This window comes from Rhodococcus sp. BP-160 (assembly GCF_019836205.1).
Taxonomy (GTDB): domain Bacteria; phylum Actinomycetota; class Actinomycetes; order Mycobacteriales; family Mycobacteriaceae; genus Rhodococcoides.
Window position 1 is genome coordinate 238,704 of sequence record NZ_JABUEK010000004.1, and the last position, 22,296, is coordinate 260,999.

General features: G+C 62.3%; 8 protein-coding genes. 3 read left to right on the forward strand and 5 right to left on the reverse strand.

Annotated elements, in window-relative coordinates:
- Positions 1 to 2 precede the first annotated feature (2 nt).
- Genes brxD through pglW form a run of 5 tightly spaced genes read right to left on the reverse strand, consistent with a single transcriptional unit; the run spans position 3 to position 15,538 of the window.
- A complete protein-coding gene (brxD, locus tag HQ306_RS17340; protein ID WP_222632852.1) occupies positions 3 to 1,334 on the reverse strand; it encodes a BREX system ATP-binding protein BrxD in 1,332 nt (443 codons plus the stop codon).
- On the reverse strand, positions 1,331 to 3,967 hold the full coding sequence (gene pglZ, locus HQ306_RS17345; protein ID WP_222632853.1) for a BREX-2 system phosphatase PglZ: 2,637 nt from the start codon (positions 3,965 to 3,967) through the stop codon (positions 1,331 to 1,333). The genes brxD and pglZ overlap by 4 nt, the downstream gene beginning before the upstream one ends.
- On the reverse strand, positions 3,958 to 7,839 hold the full coding sequence (locus HQ306_RS17350) for a DUF6079 family protein (protein WP_222632854.1): 3,882 nt from the start codon (positions 7,837 to 7,839) through the stop codon (positions 3,958 to 3,960). Before HQ306_RS17350 ends, pglZ begins: the two co-directional genes overlap by 10 nt.
- Positions 7,794 to 11,405, reverse strand: coding sequence for a BREX-2 system adenine-specific DNA-methyltransferase PglX (pglX, locus tag HQ306_RS17355; RefSeq protein WP_308115456.1), 3,612 nt, complete (start codon positions 11,403 to 11,405; stop codon positions 7,794 to 7,796). The genes HQ306_RS17350 and pglX overlap by 46 nt, the downstream gene beginning before the upstream one ends.
- Complete coding sequence (gene pglW / locus HQ306_RS17360) at positions 11,405 to 15,538, reverse strand: BREX system serine/threonine kinase PglW (RefSeq protein WP_222632855.1); 4,134 nt, start codon at positions 15,536 to 15,538, stop codon at positions 11,405 to 11,407. Before pglW ends, pglX begins: the two co-directional genes overlap by 1 nt.
- Positions 15,539 to 16,139: 601 nt before the next feature.
- Between pglW and HQ306_RS17365 the strand changes: the two genes are divergently transcribed.
- Genes HQ306_RS17365 through HQ306_RS17375 form a run of 3 tightly spaced genes read left to right on the forward strand, consistent with a single transcriptional unit; the run spans position 16,140 to position 22,250 of the window.
- Positions 16,140 to 17,354, forward strand: a complete 1,215-nt coding sequence (locus HQ306_RS17365; RefSeq protein ID WP_222632856.1) for a DUF6361 family protein — start codon at positions 16,140 to 16,142, stop codon at positions 17,352 to 17,354.
- The gene (locus HQ306_RS17370; protein ID WP_222632857.1) at positions 17,341 to 19,122 is read left to right on the forward strand and encodes a phospholipase D family protein; all 1,782 of its coding nucleotides are present in this window, start codon (positions 17,341 to 17,343) and stop codon (positions 19,120 to 19,122) included. Before HQ306_RS17365 ends, HQ306_RS17370 begins: the two co-directional genes overlap by 14 nt.
- The gene (locus HQ306_RS17375) at positions 19,122 to 22,250 is read left to right on the forward strand and encodes a helicase (RefSeq protein WP_222632858.1); all 3,129 of its coding nucleotides are present in this window, start codon (positions 19,122 to 19,124) and stop codon (positions 22,248 to 22,250) included. The genes HQ306_RS17370 and HQ306_RS17375 overlap by 1 nt, the downstream gene beginning before the upstream one ends.
- The last annotated feature ends 46 nt before the right edge of the window (positions 22,251 to 22,296 follow it).

Sequence of the window (22,296 nt, forward strand, 5' to 3'; positions counted from 1 at the left end):
CGCTAAAGATCCAACTCAATTTCATCGACGCTCCCCGCAGGCGACCTGTCGCCACGCACGTGCGCCTCGCGCTCTGCAGGCGTGAGTTCGCCGACGTCAACTGTGAGCTTGTAGTCTCGACGCGGGTTGAAGTCCTCGAAAAGGTCTACGCGATCGAGGACGTCTGACACGAGCTTCTTCAGGAACAGCCGGGGGGCGATGCCGGTTCGTCCCCCGAGCTCGCCACCGACCGCAGCGGCCAAGTCCTTCAGGTAGTCGTCATCCACTAGATTCCTGATTCGATCAGGGTCCTTCGCACCAGACGCGTAGATGTCGCGAACACGACTACCGAGCTCCAGGAGCGAATCGGGGGTAAATCCCGTGAGGCGGATCTGAGTAGCGCGAGGGTTGTCGAATCGGGCGTCGGTTGTGAAGTCGGTCTGTAGTCGTTGAGCGAGTGGAGGAAGTCGCTGAACTCCTTGCTGACCGTCGAAGAATGCCGGCGTCCCGGTGAGGACGAGGTACAGCCCGGGAAAGCGGCCGCCGTCGATCTCATCCATGAGCTGCCGCAGCGCATTCAAAGACTTCTCGCGGACATCACTTCGCATGCGTTGCAACGTCTCTACCTCGTCCAGCACGACGACGAGCCCTGCATAGTCCGAGTCGCGCAGAACCGTCAGGAGTCCCTGAAGAAAACCCAGGGCACCGAAGTGGTCGAGATCCCCACGGACTCCTGCAGCACGCTTGACCGAGGACGCCACGTGTGGCTGACCACCGAGCCACGCCAGCAGACCATCCGCCGTTGCCGAGTCACCGGCCGTCTGCGCGATCCGATACGAGCGAAGTACCGCAGCAAACGCGGGCGCCTCTTTCGAGATACCGGACAGGCGCCGTTGAAGCAGGTCGAGCGTCTCCTCTCCGCCTGCTCGGGGCACTCCGTCCTTAGCGTCGTGGTCGAGTATGTAGAACCAACCATCGACAACGTCGCGCAGCGCTCCCGACGGGGTAGTCGGCGTGGCGAGATTCTCGGTGAGCCGGCGATACACAGTCTCGAGTTTGTGAAGCGGAGTTTCGGTCTCGCTGATCTGTATCTCAGTGGTTACGAACCCCGCACGCTTGGCTCGCTCGGTAAGCCAACGCGTGTAAAAGGTTTTACCAGAACCATATTCACCGCGAACTGCTTTGAATACGGCACCACCACCCGAAACCGTCTGCAACTCCTCGTCGACCGCATCCTCGAACTTGACCAACCCGACCGCCAAGATATCGAGGCCCTGCTGAGGCACGGTTCCGCGCCGGAGCGCATTGACGATGTCCCTGCGACGACGAGGGCTCATGCCGGGCAGCTCAGTCATCGCGCATTCCCGAGTTCGAACTGCTCACGTAAGAGCGACTCGTCGAGTCTCAAGGTGACGCCATCTGTGTCGAGCTCGATGACCCCGTAGCCGTCAACGTTGAGCAAGCGTCGCACTGCAGCGAATACCTGGCTGAAGTCGATAGCAGCTATGCCCGCAGCGGCAGCCACGGTGTCCTGATGAGCGCGGCCGCCGCGGTCGACGAGTGCGCCCAGCACCGCCCCCGCAGTCGAGTCGTCGAGCGCTCGACGGCCGGCCATCTGCTTCTGCTCCGCATAGGTCGCGGAAGAGATCACTGCTTCAACCAGCCCGGTTGGACCTGTTGATCCACCATCGATCTCGAAGAGCCCGTCACCTTGACTCGGCTGTACCGGCTTCCTGGCCTTTCTGGACTGCGGCTTGGCCTCCGCAATGATCTTGGTGGACGTGGCCCTGTTGACGGGGTCGTTCCACCACAGCGGAACCTGCGGGGCAGCCTGTTCCCAACCATCGGCGCCGGTAGTAACAATTGCCGCCTGAAAAACAAGGACTGGAATCGCAAGCTCCGCGAGACTGGCTCCACCGTGGTAGCCCGCGTGCCGTGGTCCGTAGTGCGCGTCGCTTCGCCACAGTAAGACTGCTTCACCGCCTGGTGCGACAACCCGAGGACCGGACACGGCGACTTCACCGTCGACTACGGCCCCACTCACCGCAGTGCGCCAACGCGACTCAGCACCAACGGCATTCAGAGCCTCACTTGTTCGCTCGACAACGTGACCGTGATCAGAAGTCAGAATGACGGTGCGTTGAGCGGCGAGTGCGGCATTCAACAGTGCCCGCAGGGGGTCGAGGGAACGGATATCCCATTCCTGAGCTGATGTGTCGTTCTTGTGAGTTGCGTCGTCAATCGCGTTGATGACGACTCCGACGACCGGCACTGCCTGTCTCTGGATGGCTTCGGTCACGGCCTCTGGTAGAGCAGCACCGCCCTCAGATCGCAAATCATTCTTGTGGAAGAGCTTTGCACCCGGAAAGGCCGTAGCGAGACCTCGTTTTTCGTCGTCACCTACTCCTGAGCGAACTTCACCGCAGAACAACGATGTACGAGAGACGTTGGTCAACGAAGGCAACGCCGCAACAACCGATTGCCGCTGCTGGGTCGCCGAGGGAACCCATTCGACGAGACCCATTCGGCCGACCTCTGCGGCGAGCGCGGTGGCGATCGCCGCACTCATTCCGTCGAGCACTACGAGTAGTACGCCGCTGGGGCGACGCCATGGGGCGACGACCTCTGCGAGCAACCGCTCTACGCCTAACGCTCCTTCCCCGTCGCTCCTATTGACTTGGTCCAGTCTCGACGCAACGACCCGGTCACGTTGCTTCCGGCGTTCGTGAACTTTGTTGAGAAGCGATCGATAGGCCTTACGGACAGCAACGTCATCTGATCCGGTCCACACGGCGCCAACAGCCGCGTCCACCCAAGCGCCATCGCTCAGCTGCCGTTGGAGGTCGCTGCCGAGCGACGTCGATGAATCCTCTGCTGTGGCGAGCCAGCGATGAAGTCTCACAGCCATCGTTGGCGCTATCGAGAGGGCCGCATCACGATGTTCGTTGATGCCGGTCAACGCATCTTCCACTCCGACACCGGAGGTGAGCGCCGAAGCAAGCAAACGGACGCGCGCGCTGTACCCGGCCCGCAGGACTGCGGAACGCTCCGCTCCCTCCGGCCATTCGACATCGTCGAACAGCTTCTCGGCCTGTTGCAGCGCCAGGCCCAGCTCGGAAGAATTATCGCCTTCCAGCCGCAGAACCGTCGCTCGGGCAGCTCCTGCAAGAGCTTTCGCTCCATCGATAGAGACCGCTCTTCTATCGATGAAGCGTTCGATGCGCACCCTCGCTGCAACCTGAGCTTCGGCAGGAGGGGTGCCGGTGCCCGGCCATAAGACGTCCGTAACCAGGCCTACCGCCAGCGGCGTGATGTGCTCATTTCGCGCCACGATCTGCAGGGCCAGCGCTGCAGCGTCACCCAACTCGGTCGCCGCCCAGTCGATCAGATGGCGCCTGAGCTGGTCGTTGACAGAAGCCCAGGCCGCTCGTACCTCCCGTCGACCGAGTTCGGTGAAAAGAACAACACCGTCAAGTTGCGCTCCAGCGTCGATCGTCAGCATATGAGCGAGCAGCGATCCTACGGCGTGACGGCTGGTCAGCGCGGGTTCCGGTGACCGTGGCCAACCGCCCGGGGGCTGATAGTCAAGCAAAGATGTTGCAGCCCAGCTGATCCGCCGCAAATCTCGCCCGACTTCGAGTGCACCGGGGAAGAGGTGGGGCAGCGCCTGCCACTCGTCGGGGAACTCGATTCCTTGCCTGTAGGCACGGGCTAGAACGGCATCACCGAGATCATCCAATGGCCGGTCGGTGAGGAGGACAGCCTGTTCGCCGGCTCCCAGCGACGACAGGATGTCGAGGATAGCAAGTTGGGACACCCCCCCGAGCACGCGGACGGAAACGTCGCCAACCCTGACTGGCCCGTGCTTCCAATACGGCCGAGCGCGGAGCAACATAATCTGGGCGTCAGATTTGACGAGGTCGGAAGCTCGCTGCTGCACCATGGCCGGCGAGACGGACACCGCGCGAATTTGCTCGCTCAGAACCATCGCCAGTCCACTCTCAGCGTCTTGCCCTCGACCGGTTGACTCAGTTCCGCGGCCAAGTTCGCCAGCAGCGTTTCGAGCTGCCGGACGCCATCGACGTCGACGGTGTGCTCTCTGCTTGCCCGCGTCTCTGCCTCCTGTCGTTCCTTCTCCTGAAGCCGACGTAGCTCATCCTCCTGCTCGCGAAGCCGTCGCTCGCGATCAGCCGCCTCCTGCTCACGCCGCTCGAGTGCTCGCTGCTGCTCGAGACGTCGTTCTTCTTCCTCCGCACGACGCGCTCGCTCCTGTTCGAGGCGTACGTTTTCTTCTTTCTCACGGCGAATCCGCTCCTTTTTGGAGGCCTCGTCGTCACCCGGACCCGTGTTTCCGCCATCACGGTCCCGCTTCTCAAGGAGTATCTGAGTAACCTCGCGCGCTGCCGCCGTCAACGAGGGAGCAAGATCGACGTGCATCTGCTCAGCGTCAGCATCGCCGCGCAGTGTCACCAGAACGCCAGCTGCACGCTCGCCCGTGAGACTCGGGAGTTGTTCGAGTAGTTCCCAGTTCGCGCCCTGCAGAACTGCGGCGACCTCTGCGCCGGAGGCGAGCGATTTCGCGAGCGGTTGCAGTTCCTCGGGGAGGTCAAACTTGGCGAGGGCTCGAATGCGATCGACACTGTCGGAAGCATCACGCAGAACACTAACCAGTTTTACCGCTCGGCGTGCTGTGCCCAGGCGCCCACTCGATTCGTGCAATCCTAGCGTGGTGTTGTGCGAGTCCAGCTGTTCCACAAGGCTGTTCGCTCCCCTGTCGAGTTCGGTGGCTTTTACCTTGAGCTGGTCCCCAAGTCGCCGGACTGCAGCGCTGGACCGATGGTGCTCGTTGGCTCCGATCCCGAACAACATCTTGGATCGAGCAAGCGCACGGGTCCAATCTTCGGGATCCGGGAGCGCCGGCTCCCGGAGTGTGGTGTCGTTGGCGAGGCCGCCGATCCCTGGGGGATCAAGAGGCGATCCGTGACGGAGCAGCTCTTGATCTGTCAGTGCGACCCATGCCAGGATCAATAGGTCCTGGGCGGCCGACGTCACACCGGTTGGTTCGAGCGCGGCGCGTAACGCTCCGACGGTTGGAGGTGCGCTGGCGAGTGCTTGCGTGAAGGTGTCGTTCCACCCGAAGTGAACTGAGTCGAGCACATAGGTGACCTCACTCAGGGTGCCCACTCCGTAACCACTGATGACCCGGCGCACCTTCTTGGCCGTGTCTCTATCAAGGGTGTCGATGCGACCTCCCGCAGCCATCGCGGTTCGAACTAGGTCCAACACACGTGCCAGTTCAGTTTTGAGAACCTCTTCGCTCCCTCGGTCCACATTCGGATGCTTCGGGAATTTTGCATCGAGAGCACCACCGAGGACCGAAACAGCAGTGTCGGCGAAGGACGGCGAGGACGGCTTTTGCGGGTCGTAACCGAGAGCGAGGGTGACAAAAGTATTTCCCTCCGGGACGCGGTCGCCCAGGTGGTCGTCAGTTGCCGCATCAACGCCGTATGCCTGCCGCAGCGCAAGAACGACCTGCTCACGCAGAGAATCACGCTGGTTGCTGAGCTGCCTCCGTGCGGGTTCGCGGTCGTTCACAGGGAGCGACGTCGAGTACTGGTCGAATCGCGCCCCGGTCAGCAGATAGTCGAGGACCACGAGCTTGCCGATGTCGTCCATACGCGCCGAAGTCAGAAAGTGTGGCAGCCACGCTATCGTTTCGCTCTCCAACCCATCCTGCTTGAGCTGCAACAGTCTGAGCACGTCGTCCGACGGCGGGTGTCCCGCGTCATCGAACGGGAAGTCAATTACCAACTTCCAGCGATCACCGCTAGCGGTGAGTGCGATGTCGGGAAGTGCGCGCGCATCGCGGACGTTCCCGAACACGACGTCGACCTCACGCTTCTGCCCGCGCCACACGTGAGTGAGCGAATACTCGCTTCCAAGTGTCCCAGTCAGCGATGCCCCGATCTGGTCTGCGAGAAGCCGTCGCAGCAGACTGCGACGGTTCTCGTGCGTGTCTTCGTTTTGAACGTGAACAAGCACTGAGTCGTAATCGACACCTGACAGTTGCAAGGTTATGACGGGGTCAGAAGCCTGGGAGCCGATGGTGACTTCGCCGAACTCGGCCGACCAGTCCCTGGCGAGCGCGATAACCTGGAGCGCCTCCTGACCCGGAATCATCGACACCACGGTGCCGAAGTTCAACGCCGACAGTTTCGAGGCAGTGAGATCTTTCAACGAGGCCGCGCCCGACGCGATGGCCGCAATGAGGAGTGTTTTGGCGAGCCGGTCGTCACGACGGAATGGGTGATTGCGCGCAAGCCCCTTCGCTTCGTCTTCCGTCAAGGTGTGTCTGTTCAGGAGGTATGGACGCATTTTGCGCGTATAGAAAGTGCGCGCAGAACGGAAGAGGTTCTTCATGCCGACGTCGAGCGGTTCGGCGTCGCCGAGAACCACCACGTCGAACAGGTCACCGACAGGTATGACGTCGCCGACGGTCAGTTCGTCTCTGCCCCGAGACAGCAGCTCGCTCATGATCTTGAGCGCCGTACGCTCCCGCTGCATCATTGCCGAGAGTGCCACCATTGCGTCCACCAACGCCGGTGAGAACGGGTATACCTGCTCGAAATCGACTGCAGCTGAACCCACTTCATCGGTGAGAAGGTGCTTCCAGGCCATCGGGTTCGATCGCACCCGAGCCACCGCTGCGCCAAGTGCATCGCGACCAGCGTCGGTCGTCGGTAGGAGGAGGCGCTTCTGGACGATTTGTGGAAGGTTAGCGGCGGCGAGGGTGATCTTCTCGAAACGTCCCTCCCACCACTGGAAGGATTCATCCAGAGCGACCTGTTCTGCGCCAACCCCGCCCCCGCCGAGGAAATCTGTGAGATTGCGCTGGCGAGCAACGAAGGATACAAGTGGAATCGGCAACACTCCGATGCCGGTCTCGACGAGCTTGGCCACTTTGGAGGTCTCCGTCTGAATGAACGCTGTGTCGCCCAGGTGGTTGGCCAACCACAGAACCAACTCGTCGAGGAAAAGCACAACTCCCTCATAGCCCAAGCTTTTCGCGTGCTCGGTCATGGCACGGAGGCCCTCTGTCATCTCCAACCAGGTGCCCGTGTTCTCGAACCCAGGAAAGTACGTGCGCACCAGGTCCGCGACGACGCGCTGCCGATCTGCATCACCTGGAGGCTTTATGCGTGCGGCGTCGTACAACTCCGGGGTGAGCGCAGCGGCGAATCTGCCCCAGCCAGTGGAACCCGATCCCTCGGCTTCGAAGCGGGCGAAGAACTTCTCGTCCCCCAGTTGCGCGCGCCACTGGTCGGCGTTCTCGAAAAGCGAGTCCGAACGGTGGAGCACGGGCACAGGCTTGTCAGGATGACGTGCCTTCATCGTGGCGAGGTACCCGCCGAAGAGCGCCGACTCCAACGTCTCGGCTCCGATCAGGTGGTAGTCGAGTGCGAGGAGTTCTCGATCGAGCAACTTTTTGTGCTTCTCGACCTGCTTTTGGAGTCCTGGTAGCGCTTTGGCTTGAGCATTGCCGGTGAGCAGCAGATGCATCACCGCCATGTAGTGCGACTTACCGGAACCGAACGAGCCGTGGATGAACGCGCCCTTCGACGAACCCGAATCAAGGGTCGCCTCGACCAGGGTCAAGCCCTTTTCGAACGATTCCGCAATCGACTCGGTGACGACATAATCGGTGAGCGTCTGAGATGCGGCCTCCTGCGCGCGGTGAATCTGCAGGACGAAGTCGTCGTCATGGACGGCGAGCGGGATGCTGATCGCATCGCGCAAAGGTAGAGACAGGTCGGTCATTTCGACGCCTTCCGTCCACGGGTAGCGGCGGGCGGCGTCCATGCCGTCACCTGATTGCGGGTGGTCTGCATACGGGAAAGGTACTGTTGGACGACGCCGGCGATGACCTTCGCCGGGCTGGTTCCGAAGAGTGGATCGATCTCCGAGTGCCATTGATGCAGCCATGGTTCCAGCTCGACAAGGCCAGCGATGAGCGGAACGGGCGCGTTGTCCTCGGCATCGAGTGCCTGCTGCACTGGAATCTCGCGTGCCAGCGCCAGGGCCTGATCACGGTGTGACCAGCCCGCCCATCCAAGCACCGGCGTCGGGTCACCTTCTCGCGCAAAGCCCGGGTAGGCAATAAAACGCTCCTTGGGGACGTCGAGCTTGCCTCGTGCCCTCCAATAGTTCGCCTTTGCGAAATCACCTTGGCCGTACTTCGGTGGAACCGGGATGGCAACCTTCTCACCTGCGTCCTCACGGCGTTGAAGCGCCCACACGCTTTGCCAGGTCCGATACTTCTCGATGCCTGACGGCTTGTAGCGATAAGCGGCGAGGAACGGCACTGCATCACCCGGCGCGAGGCCGCCGAGGACAGCGGCCAGATCAGGCTCCGCGCCGCCAGTGAGCGCCCGAGCGAGCTCCTTAATTACCGAGTCTGCCCGGAGAAGGTCGGCAAGCTCCGTGATCGAGCGCGCAACTGGGCCCTGCGGATCTCTCCACAGCGCGGGGTCCTCGAGCAGATCGAGGATCGCGTCTTGCAACGCCTCATTGCGTTGCGCTAACCAATCCGTTGTGGCCCAGCGTCTTTTGTACTCCGGTTTCTCCAACAGACGGATGCTGCGATCAGCTTCCATGAGGTCCAGGCGCTTTCGCATGAGTGCCCGATAGTCGTCTGGCCAAAACGATGGCAAGTCGGTTATCGGTGTCGAATTGTGCCTTTCGAACCACACTGTTTCCTCACTGCCAGCCGCCACGCGGCGCGCGAGGTCAATCTCGAACGCCCTCTGACCGAGTGCGGCCGAATCGATTGCCGATCCGCTGAACGTGAGATCTTCGTCGATCAGGCCGTAAAGACGGTAGACCTCCCAATCGAGTTCTTCCTGCTCGAAGATCAACCGCTCACGAAGCTGGCGCCAACTCGCGTTCGCAACCGCCAGCGCATCGACAAGGCTCCCAGCCGGTTCGCTGAGCCACCGCTGGATAACGGACGAGGGTGTATTCAGGCCGAGGTCGCCAGCCAAGGTGTCCAGCGCCCGTGCCCGCTCAAGAGGAAGTACCGCGGGCAAGGGGAACTGTTGGAGCTTGGTGCCGGTGAATTCAAAGAACCGCTCCCACTCTTGATCGGCAATCCCTCCGCCGTATCCGCCATTGCCTTTGTCATGGCTTACCTGCTTAAGCCAGAAGCACGCCGTAGAAGAGTTCAGCACCCCAAGCAGCTCCAGGTGCTGGTCCTCGGTCGCGCTCTCCGGCAACTTGATCACCGGAGCCGACCTGTTGAAGACCTTCCCGCCTCGGTCGAGCACAAAGTGGTTGTGCGTCGCCACAAACGCGAAGGTAATGGACAGGGGCGCGACGAGCTTCGAAGACGTGAGCCGCCCAAACTCGGACCACTTGAGTCCGTCCTCCACCTTCGTGCGCCCACCAAACATTTGACTTTTGGTGAGATTGGTTCGATGCGACCACAGCAACCGCATAAGCCCAGGCAAATCGTCGACATCCACCGCTTCGAAAGCTCCGTTGTACGGGAATATAGCGATTGAGTCACCGTCGTAGTTCCAGTCACGCAGTCCGTCGCCGAGCACCATCGGTCGCGTGAGCTCAGCGCCGAATCGAGCGAGGGCGCGGCTCGGCCGAACGAAAACGTCATCTTCGAGAGTGAAGCTCGTGATCCCAAGTGAGTCGCTAACCGCGACCAAAGTGGCAGTTCCTGCGTCGTCGATCAGGGCCTTCAGGTCCGACGCACCACCACCACTCAATGACCACGGATGGCTGGTGAGCGTCGATCGATCGAGATCACTTACTGTCACAAAGCTGCCGTCATAACCCGGATCACCGACGTGTTCGACGATCTCGGTCCACACCAATCCCTTCGACGGGTTCGCCGGCTGCCCCGGCTCGCCGCGCACACCGAGGACCGCACGAACGTGATCAGCGATGGGACGACGGCGACGTCCGATAATGATCACCGTCGGCGTCCCGTGCCCAGGGATGTATGCGCCCGAGGAGTCGATCACCGCCGCGAGGTCGATCGGGTTGCCGATGTCGTGACCGGCGAACAGATACTCAATGAGTTTCTTGCCGAACTCACGCTTCATGAACGAGTTCGAGGTGATCTGCCCGACGTAACCCGCTCCTTGACCTTGCTCCCCCCGAATCGCGAGCCGGAAGAGCAACTCCATGAAAGGCGCTGAGAGGGCGTACTTTCCAGCTGCCGACACATACGAAAGCCGGTACAGCGCGTTGAGTGCCTTATCCTTCGGCGTGATGTACGGGGGGTTTCCGACGACCACGTGGTACTGACCGCGCCCGAGAATCCCCAGGTATTCGTCGATGTCTTCGGTGTCGTAGACGAACGCATTCTGGAGCTGCTCATCCACATCAAAATCGAAGGTCTGGGTGACGGTGCCATGAACACTCAACAGTGAGTCACCGATAGCGAGCCGAAACCCAATTGCCGAGACTCCGACCAGAGAACTCTCACCCATTGCTTTCAGACCAGCGACGGTGAGCCGAAACCGGGCAATCGCGACTGCGAAAGGGTTGATATCGACGCCGTGGACGGAACCCATGGCACGACGCACACGCTCCTTGGCGTCGAGACCAGGTGCAGCTTCCAACCATGCTTGGTTGAGCCGCTCGAACGCGCCCAGAAGAAAGTGGCCCGACCCGCATGATGGATCGATGACTTTGAGCCCTTTGAGACCGAATTCAGCGACAGCTGGCGTCAGCGTCTGGTCGAGGATGAATTCCTCGACGAACACCGGAGTTTGCAGGAGTGCATAGGTCTTTTTGGCATGCTCTGATAGGTCTTGGTAGAGGTCGCCTAGGAAACGTGTCTCCAACCCTGCATCGACAAAATCATGAACGAGCAGGCCATTTTCGTTGGTGCGACGCCAGAACGCGATCAAGGCGGTCGCCGATTCTGGACTGATTTCGGCGGTCCACACTGGATTGTGCTTCGGGTCGATCAGAGCAGCACCTGCAGGCTGTGCCGCGAGAACACCGAACCCCTGCTGCAGCCAATGCCGACGGTTATGGGTGGGATTCTCCCGAAAGTACGCGGTGAGATTCTCCTCGGCCCGCTGCACACGGTCACCGGGCCCGGCGATCCACCCGATGGCGGTCGGCAAGCCGTTCATCTTGGCACCGGCGAGCAGGTCGTTGTCTTCGCAGAAGCGCAGAAACGTCGACGAGACAATCCACGCGACTGCGGCCTGATCGACCTCGTTGTCGCGCCAGTTCACCCACGACCAGCCGGTCCGCTCCCGACCGAGAGCTTCGGCGTACTCCTCCTTCAGGCGCACGCCCCAAGAGTTCGTCGGGTCCTCTGCACGTTCCTTTAAATCAGTCTGGAGAACCTTCAACTGCCCCTTCACGTCGGCGAGCAGAGCGGACGAATTGATCACTATTGGGCTCCTGGGGCACTTGCGGCGGTCAGGGAAGAGAAGTCGGATGGCAGCTCGACCCAGGGGCTCGTCCCGGTCAGCACCTTCGCGCCTTCAAGTGACGGGTAGGCCTGGCTGCCCTGCTTGGCCACAAGTAGCCAGCGGGCGGCCGGACGAGGCGTACCAACGTCGAGCAGATGCGACAGCAGTTCAGCCATGCCGTATCGGACGAGAGGGCCGGCGTTGATGATGAGCAGCGGCTCGTTTCTTGCGAGCTGCTCGTGCCAACGGGGAGCTACGGCCTCCCGAACTAGACGGACGAGATTCGCCCAATCGCTTCGGCTCCTATCCGCGGCATCTGCCCCCAGAACTACTTCCCACGGCACGCCGTTCTCCGCCGCATGTGCACGCGCGGAGGACACGACCATCGATGCGACGTCGAGGACGTTGACTACGTACTTGCTTGAAAGTTCGCGCGTAGCTCTCTCGTAACGCTTGGTAGGCGTTGTCAACACAACTACGCCGTGGCGAGAAAGCGATCCCACCAATTTTTTGGCGGCCTCCGAGACCGCTTCCGGCGCATACACAGTCAGGCCGGTGGCTGTGAGGGAGGTCGAACTCCTCTCGGAGACAAGCTCGTACACGCCGTCGTGGTTTACAACCCCAGGCAAGACCTGGTAGACGAGCTTGTCGAGTTCAGATCGCGCCGACGGTAGGCCGACTCGCGGGAACCGCGCAGTCACACTCTTACGTACCGCGGACTCGCTGATGCTCCGGCCAGGCTTGCCGCGTAGTGCGAGTTCGACCGCCTGCCGCGGATCAAGGTCGACTGGATAGAGCTCATCGAACCTGGATACAGCGGCTTTAATCGAGACCGACGCCGCCAATGTGAGTAATTGACGACCAGTCAGCGAGGCGAGTGCAGTCGCGCCGACCTCGTTCAAGAGATCCGTGAGGGCACCGCTCGCGGTCGCATACGGGACCACTCCGGTAGCAACTAACTCATCCGCCTTGCGCCCCAATTCGATGGCGGCCTCTGTCAGCACCTCCGCCGGCGGAAATTCTTCGGCCGATTCATCGGGGTCCGCTGTCTCGCGCAACGCTATGACGTTGGCGCGCTTACCCACACCTCGTCGTAGTTCCAATGCCGGCTCGTCCGAGCTACGAGCATCGAACTCGTACGCGGCTCGTAGCAGAGCAGTGCCGTGACGGAGGCGCTCTTCGCCATCGAGCAGGGAGCCGCGCTGAACGACCAATGCGTTCGCTAGCCACGGCACAGTCGTCACGCGCCCGGTGCGTGCCATCAAGGTGGAAACTTCGGCGAGCGTTGCGTCGAGCGCGCGACCTGTCGACTTACTCCATGTTCCAACAGCCTTGTCCACAGAGTGGGCAACTAGATCTCGGGTTCTCCCGAGCGACTGTGCTGTGTCCGCAGTCGACGGCCAGTCGCCTGCGACAACGTCTCCCGTCAATCCGAGGAGACGCTCGACAACTACCTTCTCTGCACCGGTGAGTTGTCCGACGAGGGCGCCAACCAGTCGCTCGGTGCCCATCGGCTGATCTGCGGGAGTCTCTTGCGGACGACTGAGCCTTGCCCGCCAGCCACGGATCCTTGCTTGGATCTCCTTGCGGTACTTCTCCCCCAGTCCGCGAATCGAGTTGATCCGAGTCGGATGCACGCCGAGAAGTTCACCCACGGTCGTCACGTCCAGCCGTGCGAGGGGGGACAACGCTCGAGCAGAAAAGCCCGCACGATCTAGCGGAGTGTCAAGGCTTGCACTGTCGGCCAGTTCGTCGCTACCGCCGGCCCCGTCTTCCTGTGTGTCGAGGTCGGCGAAGATTCCTTGCCACGCGACAGCCAGTTGATCCGCGCTGCTGAATCTTGCTGTTGCCTGGGGGTGCAGTGCTCGCTGGAAAAACGCGGTAAGTTGAGTCGCTACAGCCGGCTCGAAACTCGTTGGTTCGATGATGGGTGCGTCGCTCTGGTCGGCGGGACGCCCCGCACCCTCTCCCCACCAAGGAAGCTGGGTGGTCGCCATCTCGAACAATGTGGTCGACACCGCCCACAGCTCGGCGGCGCGGTCGTACTTTTGCCGGCGACCTCGGCCCAAATACGGGTCCAGGTAGCTCGGTGTTCCCGACGCAATGTTGTCGACACTTTCGCTTGCGAGCGAAAGATCGAAAAGCACCAGTGACGGCCGCCTGGTACCCGGATCCGGAATGATCCCCAAGTTGGACGGCTTTATGTCGCGGTGAAAGACGCCTCGCGTTTCCAGGTACATCATTGCTTCCAGTAGCTGGCTTCCGAACTGCTCGAGCTGGCCGACAGTGGCACGTCCCTCCTTGGACAGCCGAGTTGCGAGCGTTTCTTTTCCTGCGTCACTCAGCAGGATGGCACGACGGTCCCCGACATCGAGCGGTCCGGAAATGAGCCGCACGATCCGGCGATCATCGAGTGCGCGGAGTACGTCGGCTTCGAGTGAGAGTCGCCGGCCCGCAGGCTCGGTGCGAGCGACTTTCATGACCAGTTCACGATTGGGGTCGTCAGAGTCAGTGTCGTAGACACCGAGGGCGACACCACTCGACCCCTCGCCGCGGCGGCCGGCGACAATGAACCGGTCGGCGATAATGTCGTCCCTCTGCGCATCGACAGGATCATCGATGGGCGTCGGACCGTCGACCTTCTCTCCGCGCCGCAGATCGTCGCTCGCCTCCTGGAGGCGAGCGAGCACTTCTTCGATCGTGGACGGGCGCGTCGATTCCACCGCGCTAGTCGCCTCCGTGATCACTTCGGCCACATCGTCGGGCATGCCGGGGGAAGCTGCGCGCGGATCGAGTGCGCCCGCCTCGACCAGCCTCTGCTCCAACTCGACAAAGGTCTCGGCCGGTTGCCTACCCGTCAAAACAAGATAGGCAAGCGCTCCCAAGCCGTAGATGTCGAGCGGAATCGGCGGTAACCCTTCGACAGAGTGGCGAGCTTCGGGGGCGAGCCAGATCCAGTCGTTCTGGTCGGCGACACCCATCAAGTCGTCAACACCCGCGCTGATCGCGGTGAGTCGTGACCCATTGCGGGTGGAACTGTCGCGCTGGGCGAAATACCAGTCGCGAATGATGACTTGGGGCAATGCGTCTTTCACGGGCGTTACCCACACACGTCGGGGCGACAGCGCACGGTGACGTAAGTGGACGTTGTGCGCAAACTTGAGGATCTCTCCCAAGCGAATCACCAGGGCGATTCGCTGGCTGAGATCCAACGTCGCCCCTTCCCCCGCCATGTACGCGTCCAGCGGCAGTTCTCGTGCATCGTGCTCAAACACCAAGGCAGGACCGTCATCGGTTCGCTTAAAGTCGAGCGGGACAGCGATACCTGCATGACGCAGGTCCTGCGTGAGCTGAAACTCGCGCTGGGCAAGCTGCTCAATGTGCTGCCGATCGGCAGAAGAAGCCGTAGCTGGTACGTCGTACAGTCTCAGCCGCCGTTTGACCCCCGGCAACGCCGGGAGACTGACCAGCACATCCTGCCAATCCCGACCCTGCGCAATCGGCTCATCATCACTCACGACGAAGTCCCCAACCGTTCGGGTCTTCGGCGTCGGGGTAAAGCCGACCGCGTCGCAGAGCGCGCGGACTCGTTTCACCCTCTGGAGATCCAACTGCTGACGAAAGTCGTGCGGCGGCTGTGAAAGAAAGTCGGAGAACTTGACTAGGCGCGGCGTCGACTTGACGTGGTAGCCGTCGAGGGTCAGGACGCCGATGTCGCCCGGGGCTGCGATGTCGACGGTGCTGCCCTCACCATGCATGACAACGACCGCATGTATTCGCGGGATCAGCGCCTTCGCTGCCTGGGGTGCCCGGTCCTGCAGAAGGCCCTTGAGCCACTTCGCCTTGCGGTCGGCGAGCAGCCTGGGGTTCTCGGAGTTCCGCTGACCCTGATTCCACCGCTGCGCGGTTCCGGTGACCCTGCCGTGCCAGCCCTTGAGCTCGACGAGGTACATCCCCTGGGTAGTGAGCAAGAGAACATCGACCTCCGCTGTACGCCCTTGATCGTTGATGAACGTGAGGTTCGCCCATGCGGTAGCGATACCGTCGTCGGGAAGCAGGTCGCGGAAGGTGTCGAGCGCTGCAGCCTCGGCAGGACTGGCCGGCTCGCCCATGACGTTCCACAGATTGGAGTCAGGTCTCACCGCGGCTTGTCCTGGACGAGCATTGGGACGCAGTGCACCACCGGGGCCTTGTCGAGCTCGATCATCGCTCCAACCCTAAACCACAGACGGCGCCGTGTTGGGAGGTGGACAAGATTTCACTAGCTCTAGCTCTAGCTCCAGCTCCGCAGCGTTGCGGTCAGGCGAACCTCACCGGTTCGAGCGAGGTGGATCAGGGGCTCGACCGGGCTCGTAGATGGGTATACCTCAATACACGAGGATTCAACGATTCGGACAGCACTGCCAACACATGAACGAGAATGGGTGCGTGCGTCGCCGAACGCCGATGTGCTAGCGCCTCGCACACCGCCAGAACATTGACCTGATCTGCCGGCTTGACCTCGAAAGTGATCACGTCGAAAAGCACGTCGGGAACAAGTCGAACGCGGTCACACCAGCAGCGACCAGATCCGGACGTGTCCATCGACCGCTGGACTCCCGCACCCTGACAAGCAGCGGCTATCTCCTCGACCTTTTGAGTGAGCACACAAGGTCACAGATTTCGATGAAACAACCCTTACTGTTGGTATTCGCATCCGTGGAGGGAGCAACCATGCCGTCATCGCTGTCCTGGCTCGACACGTCCGCCGACGAGCAGCGGCGCGTCCGTGAGCTCATCGCGCTCTACGCCCAGTCGGAGAGCCGCGATGAGCTCGGCATCGGTCAGATCCGAGACGCGTTCGCCGACGGGCTCTTCCCCGGTACCTCTACGATCCACACCCGGGCGCGCTATTTCCTCTTCATCCCATGGCTTTTCGCGCAGGGCGCCAAGACTCGCAGCGGCAGCAAGCTCGAGGCCTGGGCCGACACTCATGAGCGCAGGCTCATCAAGGCGCTGAAGGACGAGGGCATCGGCGCCGGTCAGGGCTTGATCGGTCGTGTCGCCGGCGCCGGTGTCAAGACGTTGCCGTCCGCGATCTATTGGGCAGCACTGACCCGCTACGGCATTCTCACGCGCGACGTCCAACCGGGAATGCTCGGTGCACTGCGGCCAGCTCCCGGGGCGGACGACGAACTCGCCGTTCGCAGAACGCAAGACTGGCATCCCACCCTGCCACCTGCACCGGAAGGCTTCCCAACCACTGTCGAAGGCGGAATGAGCCTGTTGCCTGAGGAGGCTGTGTGGCTGCGGGAACGAATACTCGAAGCCGCTCCCGGAACAATGCTTGCCCACCTACTCTTAGATGACACCCCGCTGGACGACGAGGACACGCCGCCCTGGTTCGACCCGGCGTGCCTCGCTGGCGACGGGCCGCTCGCGTCGCTTCTGCGACACGGCCGTCTGTTCAGCTTGGTTATGCAAGGATCCGCCCTTCTCTACAACCTGCTCATCGCTGAGCGGTACGAAGCTGCCGGCCTCACAACCCACGCGCAGCCCGTTGACCGCTACCGAGAGGACATCAGTGACTGGGCCGAGAGCGTTCAGGCGGACGGTGAGCTTCTCAGCGCGTGGGACCGGCAAGAGATGTGGGATCTGGTGCGCACCACGAACCCACGCATCGGCCTACAGACTCGCGCGTTCGTCGACGGGTGGATCGACGCCGTCCTCGCGGGGAAGGGAGCCGCGGTCGCCGATGATTCTGGCGTCCGCTCGTTGGTGGACTTGCGCGAGCGGCGCCAAAAGGGTGCCCAGTCACGGTTGGTCAACGACCGCTTGCTTCGCACGTGGTCCGGGGCGTCAGGCACGTCGATGCTGGTCTACCGGTGGCCACAGGTCAAGCGCATCGTTGCCGACATACGAGAAGGAATTGCCGATGCTGGCGCCTGACAGCCGCAGGACACTGATCGACCAGCTGCGCCCTCCCGTGGGCTATCGGCTGGACGCAGCGGTCGGCACCACCTTCACTCTGGACCTCACCGCTGCATTGGTGCCGCCGTTGGCCTTTGCAAGTTTCGCAGTCCGAAGCACGACGGACCCGGTCAGCGTGCTGGAGGCTGTCCGCTCGTGCGCAGATCGGGTCGACGTGTTCGCCCAGGAGGGAAGCGTGCGCGCTCCCTCTCGTTACACCGCACTGACCGCGTTTCTCGAACCGATGCTTCACGAGGTGCAGGCCCCGACCGGCGGCCTCTTCCACCCCAAGCTGTGGATGCTGCGATTCACCGCCGACGACGAGCAAGACGCGTACCGATTGGTCGTTCTGAGCCGGAACCTCACCGAAGACCACGCCTGGGACGTTTCGCTCACTCTTGACGCCTCGCGTGGAACACGGGCAGCAGCCTTCAACCGCCCGCTCAGTGCCCTGATCAGGTCGTTGCCGGATCGAACCCGACAGGCGGTACCGGAGCACCGCAGGGCCCGCATAGACCAACTCGCCGAGGACGTCCGCTACCTGGAATGGGAGGGTCCCGAGGGCGTGACCGAGCTCGCCTTCCATGTGTTCGGTGTCGCCAAGGAGCGGGCCTCCCCGGATTTCAACGGCTATCGGCACCTCGTGGTCTCGCCGTTTCTCAATGATGCCGGCCTTGCTCAGCTGACAGCGGGAACGAAAAGCGCGACCGTGGTCTCGCGCGCATCGTCGCTCGACGCGCTGGCAACGGAGACAGTCCACGGCCTGGACAGCACTTACGTCGTGAGTACCGTCGCCGGTCTGGATGACGGGGACGCGACCGAGGATGACAAGCCTGCGGCGCTGCTGAACGACCTCCACGCCAAACTCGTCGTGGTGGAGCGCGGTCAGCAGGCCCACCTGTTCCTCGGCTCGGCGAACGCAACCGATGCAGCACTGAACCGGAACGTCGAGATACTGGTTGAGCTCACCGGGGGGAAGAAGTATTTCGGGGTCGGGACCATGCTCGATCCGGGCTCGCCGTTTCTGGGAATGCTCGAGCAGTACGACATCATCGGCGGTGCCATTCCGGATCCTGACGCCGAGGCCATGTGGCAGCTGGAGAACGCGCTACGCGTGCTTGCCTCACGGCGATGGATCGTCTCGGTCGGCCGATCACACGGGTCCTACTCGCTTCGGTTCGAGACGCGTGACGGCGCGACTGTGCCCGCGAACATGACGGCTCAGGTAGAGCCGCTCGCCCACCCGGGTACAGCCGGTGCTGTCGACGACGGCCGGACCAGCCACGGGACGGTCGAGGGTGTTCCGCTGATCGAGGTCAGCCCGTTCCTGCGGTTGCGACTCACCGACGATGGCGGACGCGAGGCTGCGTGCGTGGTTCGGGCCGAGCTGAGGGGTGACCCGGAGGGCAGGCTCGACGAGGTTCTTGCGTCGCAGATCAACACCCCGGAGAAGTTCCTACGCTTCCTTGCGCTGCTGCTCGGGCTTGGGCAAGCACACCCGTTGGCGATGATGGGCCTCGGCGACGCAACCGCCGCGAATTCCGGTGGTGTCGCGCCTGCACCACAGGTCTTCGAGATCGTCATTCGAGCGCTTGCCCGCTCGCCCGAGTCGATCGACGATCTCGACCGTCTCGTCCGCCGACTGCTGGCAACCGAGAGTGGTGCCGCCAACCTTCCGGAAGGTTTCGCCTCGTTCTGGGAGGTCGTCACCGCCAGCCGTTCGCAACTGACCTCGGAGGCAATCTGATGACCACTTTCGACGCCGCACCGGTCATCGCCGGGCTGAAGGAATTCCAACAGCGCACCGTCGAACACGTGATGACACAGTTCGGACGCGCCGGCTCGCGTCGGCGGTTCCTCGTCTCCGACGAGACAGGTCTGGGCAAGAGTCTCGTTGCCCGCGGCGTGATTGCACGGACCATCGAGCGACTGCAGGACGAGCCAGGTCGCGGGCGGATCAACGTGGTCTACGTATGCTCGAACAGCGACCTCGCAGCGCAGAACGTCGCTCGTCTCGATGTCACCGGCGGCCGACACCGGGGCATACCCAGCCGACTGAGCCTCCTCGCCAAGTACACCGGGGAGCTTCAGCCCGACCTGCAGGTCGGCGGTGTGAGAGTGAACTTGGTGTCGTTCACCCCGGGCACCTCGTTCCACGCGGGCAACCAGTCCGGCCAGGTGGAAGAGCGGGCCCTGGTGTTCCTGCTGCTGAGCGAGGTCATTGATCTGACAGGGTGGAACAAGCATGCGGCGCTTGTTCTTTTACGAGGCCAGATCGGGTCCCGCGAGAAATTCGAGAGTCACATCGAGTGGTTCGAGTCCTCTCTCGACGGTCCACCCGATCGCAACATCTCCAAGCAATTCCTCACCGCGTGCAAACGTAGGGGCCTCATTACTACGTTCACTGACCAACTCGCACGTATCGGCCGCAAGCGCGACATACCGGTGGAAATGGCCGACGAGGTCAGGCAACTGATCAGTGACATGCGTGGCGAACTCGCCCGCGCAGGACTCAGCGTCCTGAGTCCAGATCTCGTCATCCTCGACGAATTTCAACGTTTTCCTGAACTACTCGATGCGACCAGCCCCAAGGGGGAGCTGGCCGACCAGCTGTTCTCCTACCCCGACACGCGTGTCCTCCTGCTTTCCGCGACACCGTACAAGCCCTTCACCTACGCCGAGGAATCCGGCGACGATCACCATCGAGACTTCCTCCGCACCATCAAATTTCTGGACTCCGGCATCGCGGACGATGTCGCGCACGATCTCGCCGAGTACCGCACCGCCGCGACCCAAGGGCGCTCGGTGGTCGAACTCACCGCCCAACTGCGGGCGACCTTGCTCAAGGTCATGAGCCGCAGCGAACGACCCGTCGGCGTCGCCGGCGGAATGCTGTCCGAGCACATCGAGGTCGTTGACGACCTCACAGCCACCGATCTACTCGATTTCGTTGCGCTCCAACGCCTCTCCAACCTGGTCAAAGGTGATGTGAGTCTGGAGTATTGGAAGTCGACACCCTACTTCGCCAACTATTGTGACGGCTACAAGCTCTCCGAGCAGCTCAAGAAGCGGCTCAAGGACGGCGATGCGGAATCCATACGTCCCGCCGTCCGCGCCTTGACCCGGCTCGACCCCACCGCGGCTTCGGGTACCGGCGAGGTCGACCTGGGCAACGGCAAGCTCCGCGCCCTTGCCCGACAGACAGTCGACGCCGGCTGGTGGCAACTGCTCTGGATGCCGGCGTCGCTGCCCTATCTCGAGCCCAGCGGACCTTATGCCGAGCCCTGGGCGCAGGGAATCACGAAAAGGCTGGTGTTCTCCTCATGGTCGGCGACGCCTACGGCGATTGCAAGCCTGCTGAGCCAACGCGCCGCTCGGGCCGCCTCGACTCATTCCACGCGCGAGGGGGGCTCGCACACCGGACGAAGCGGCACGCGAAGTCTCCTCAACTACAGCGTCACGGGCGGACGGGCCGAATCGATGACCACCCTGGCGTTGTTCTGGCCGATGCCCGGGCTCGCGAGGCGTGCAGACCCGCTGGCTGCGGCTCAGTCCGAGCGCGCGCCGGTGTCCCGCTCCGTCATCGAGGCGACACTCACGCGGGAGCTACGGTCAGGAACCACCAAGTACGGTGTGTCCGCGGTGGCCGAGGCTGCTCGTGTCGCGCTCGCGCTCTCGGATTCACTCCCGCCGACCTTGGTGAACGGCGGACCAACTGGTCGTAAGCAGATCATCGAAGCCCTCGGCAACAGTTCGTCCACCAATCCCGATGACATCTCTGGTCAGCGGGGCCTGGCCACACACGTCGACGAGGCTCTCCATCTGGCGCGCGAGGGTTCCGATGTCGAGATGGCATCTGTAGCACCAACCGTCGCCACTCTCGCGGCCCACAGTCCGGGCAACATCGCATGGCGTGCACTGCATCGGCTCGTGGCGGACCATCCAGCCGTGACCGATGAAGGCCTATGGAGTGCCGCGGCGACTGTCGCCGCCGGCTTCCGGTCCTTGTTCAAACGACCCGACACCATCGTGTTGCTCGAGCAGTTGAACGACAGCGGCGCGTACTGGCAGAAAGTGCTTCGCTATTGCGCGGCAGGAAACCTGCAAGCGGTCATGGACGAGTATCTCCACCACCTCGTCAGCGAGACTCGAATCGAGCTGGATGATGGAGCGTTGATGGAGATCGCGGAAACCGTCACGACTGTGTTGACATTGCCACCGTCGATCTACCGCGCATTCGACCCGGATCGACCCGACGACCCCATTCGCATGACAAGCCGCTTCGCGCTTCGCTACGGGGGCGGCAACACTGACGAAAACGTGCGCCAGCCCGACGTGCGACGATCGTTCAACAGCCCCTTCTGGCCGTTCGTATTGGCGAGCACAAGTGTCGGGCAGGAGGGGATTGACTTTCACTGGTGGTGCTCGGCGATCACTCATTGGAACACCCCCGCAAATCCCGTCGACTTCGAACAGCGCGAGGGACGCATCGACCGCTTCGGTGGCCATGCAGTCCGACGCAATCTCGCTCACCGCCACGGCGCAGACATGCTCTCAGCACGCGACCCTTGGCGGGAGGCCTACACACTGGGTGCAGACGAGCAAACGAATCTCGGCGACTTCGCACCCCACTGGGTGTACCCGGGGCCGGCGAAGATCGAGCGGCACTTGTTGCCGTATCCGCTCAGCGTGGACCTGGCCCGACTTGAGCGCCTGAAGAGTGATCTAGCTCTGTACCGACTCACCTTCGGCCAGCCGCGACAGGAAGACATGCTGGCGTTGCTCAGGAAGCGGGGACTCGAAGCGAACCCCGAGATGCTCGCCGACATGCGTATCGATCTCTCACCGCCATATCGCAGTGAGAGGTCGGGGTGACCACGCGGGCGACGCTACGAGCAAGCCCAGAGTTGCATCAACGCAA

What these genes read in the sequence shown, in the direction of transcription:
- brxD (WP_222632852.1), bottom strand. Translation starts at nt 1,334, where the DNA reads ATGACTGAGCTGCCCGGCATGAGCCCTCGTCGTCGCAGGGACATCGTC.
- pglZ (WP_222632853.1), bottom strand. Translation starts at nt 3,967, where the DNA reads ATGGTTCTGAGCGAGCAAATTCGCGCGGTGTCCGTCTCGCCGGCCATG.
- HQ306_RS17350 (WP_222632854.1), bottom strand. Translation starts at nt 7,839, where the DNA reads ATGGACGCCGCCCGCCGCTACCCGTGGACGGAAGGCGTCGAAATGACC.
- pglW (WP_222632855.1), bottom strand. Translation starts at nt 15,538, where the DNA reads ATGGGCGAGCCGGCCAGTCCTGCCGAGGCTGCAGCGCTCGACACCTTC.
- HQ306_RS17365 (WP_222632856.1), top strand. Translation starts at nt 16,140, where the DNA reads ATGCCGTCATCGCTGTCCTGGCTCGACACGTCCGCCGACGAGCAGCGG.
- HQ306_RS17370 (WP_222632857.1), top strand. Translation starts at nt 17,341, where the DNA reads ATGCTGGCGCCTGACAGCCGCAGGACACTGATCGACCAGCTGCGCCCT.
- HQ306_RS17375 (WP_222632858.1), top strand. Translation starts at nt 19,122, where the DNA reads ATGACCACTTTCGACGCCGCACCGGTCATCGCCGGGCTGAAGGAATTC.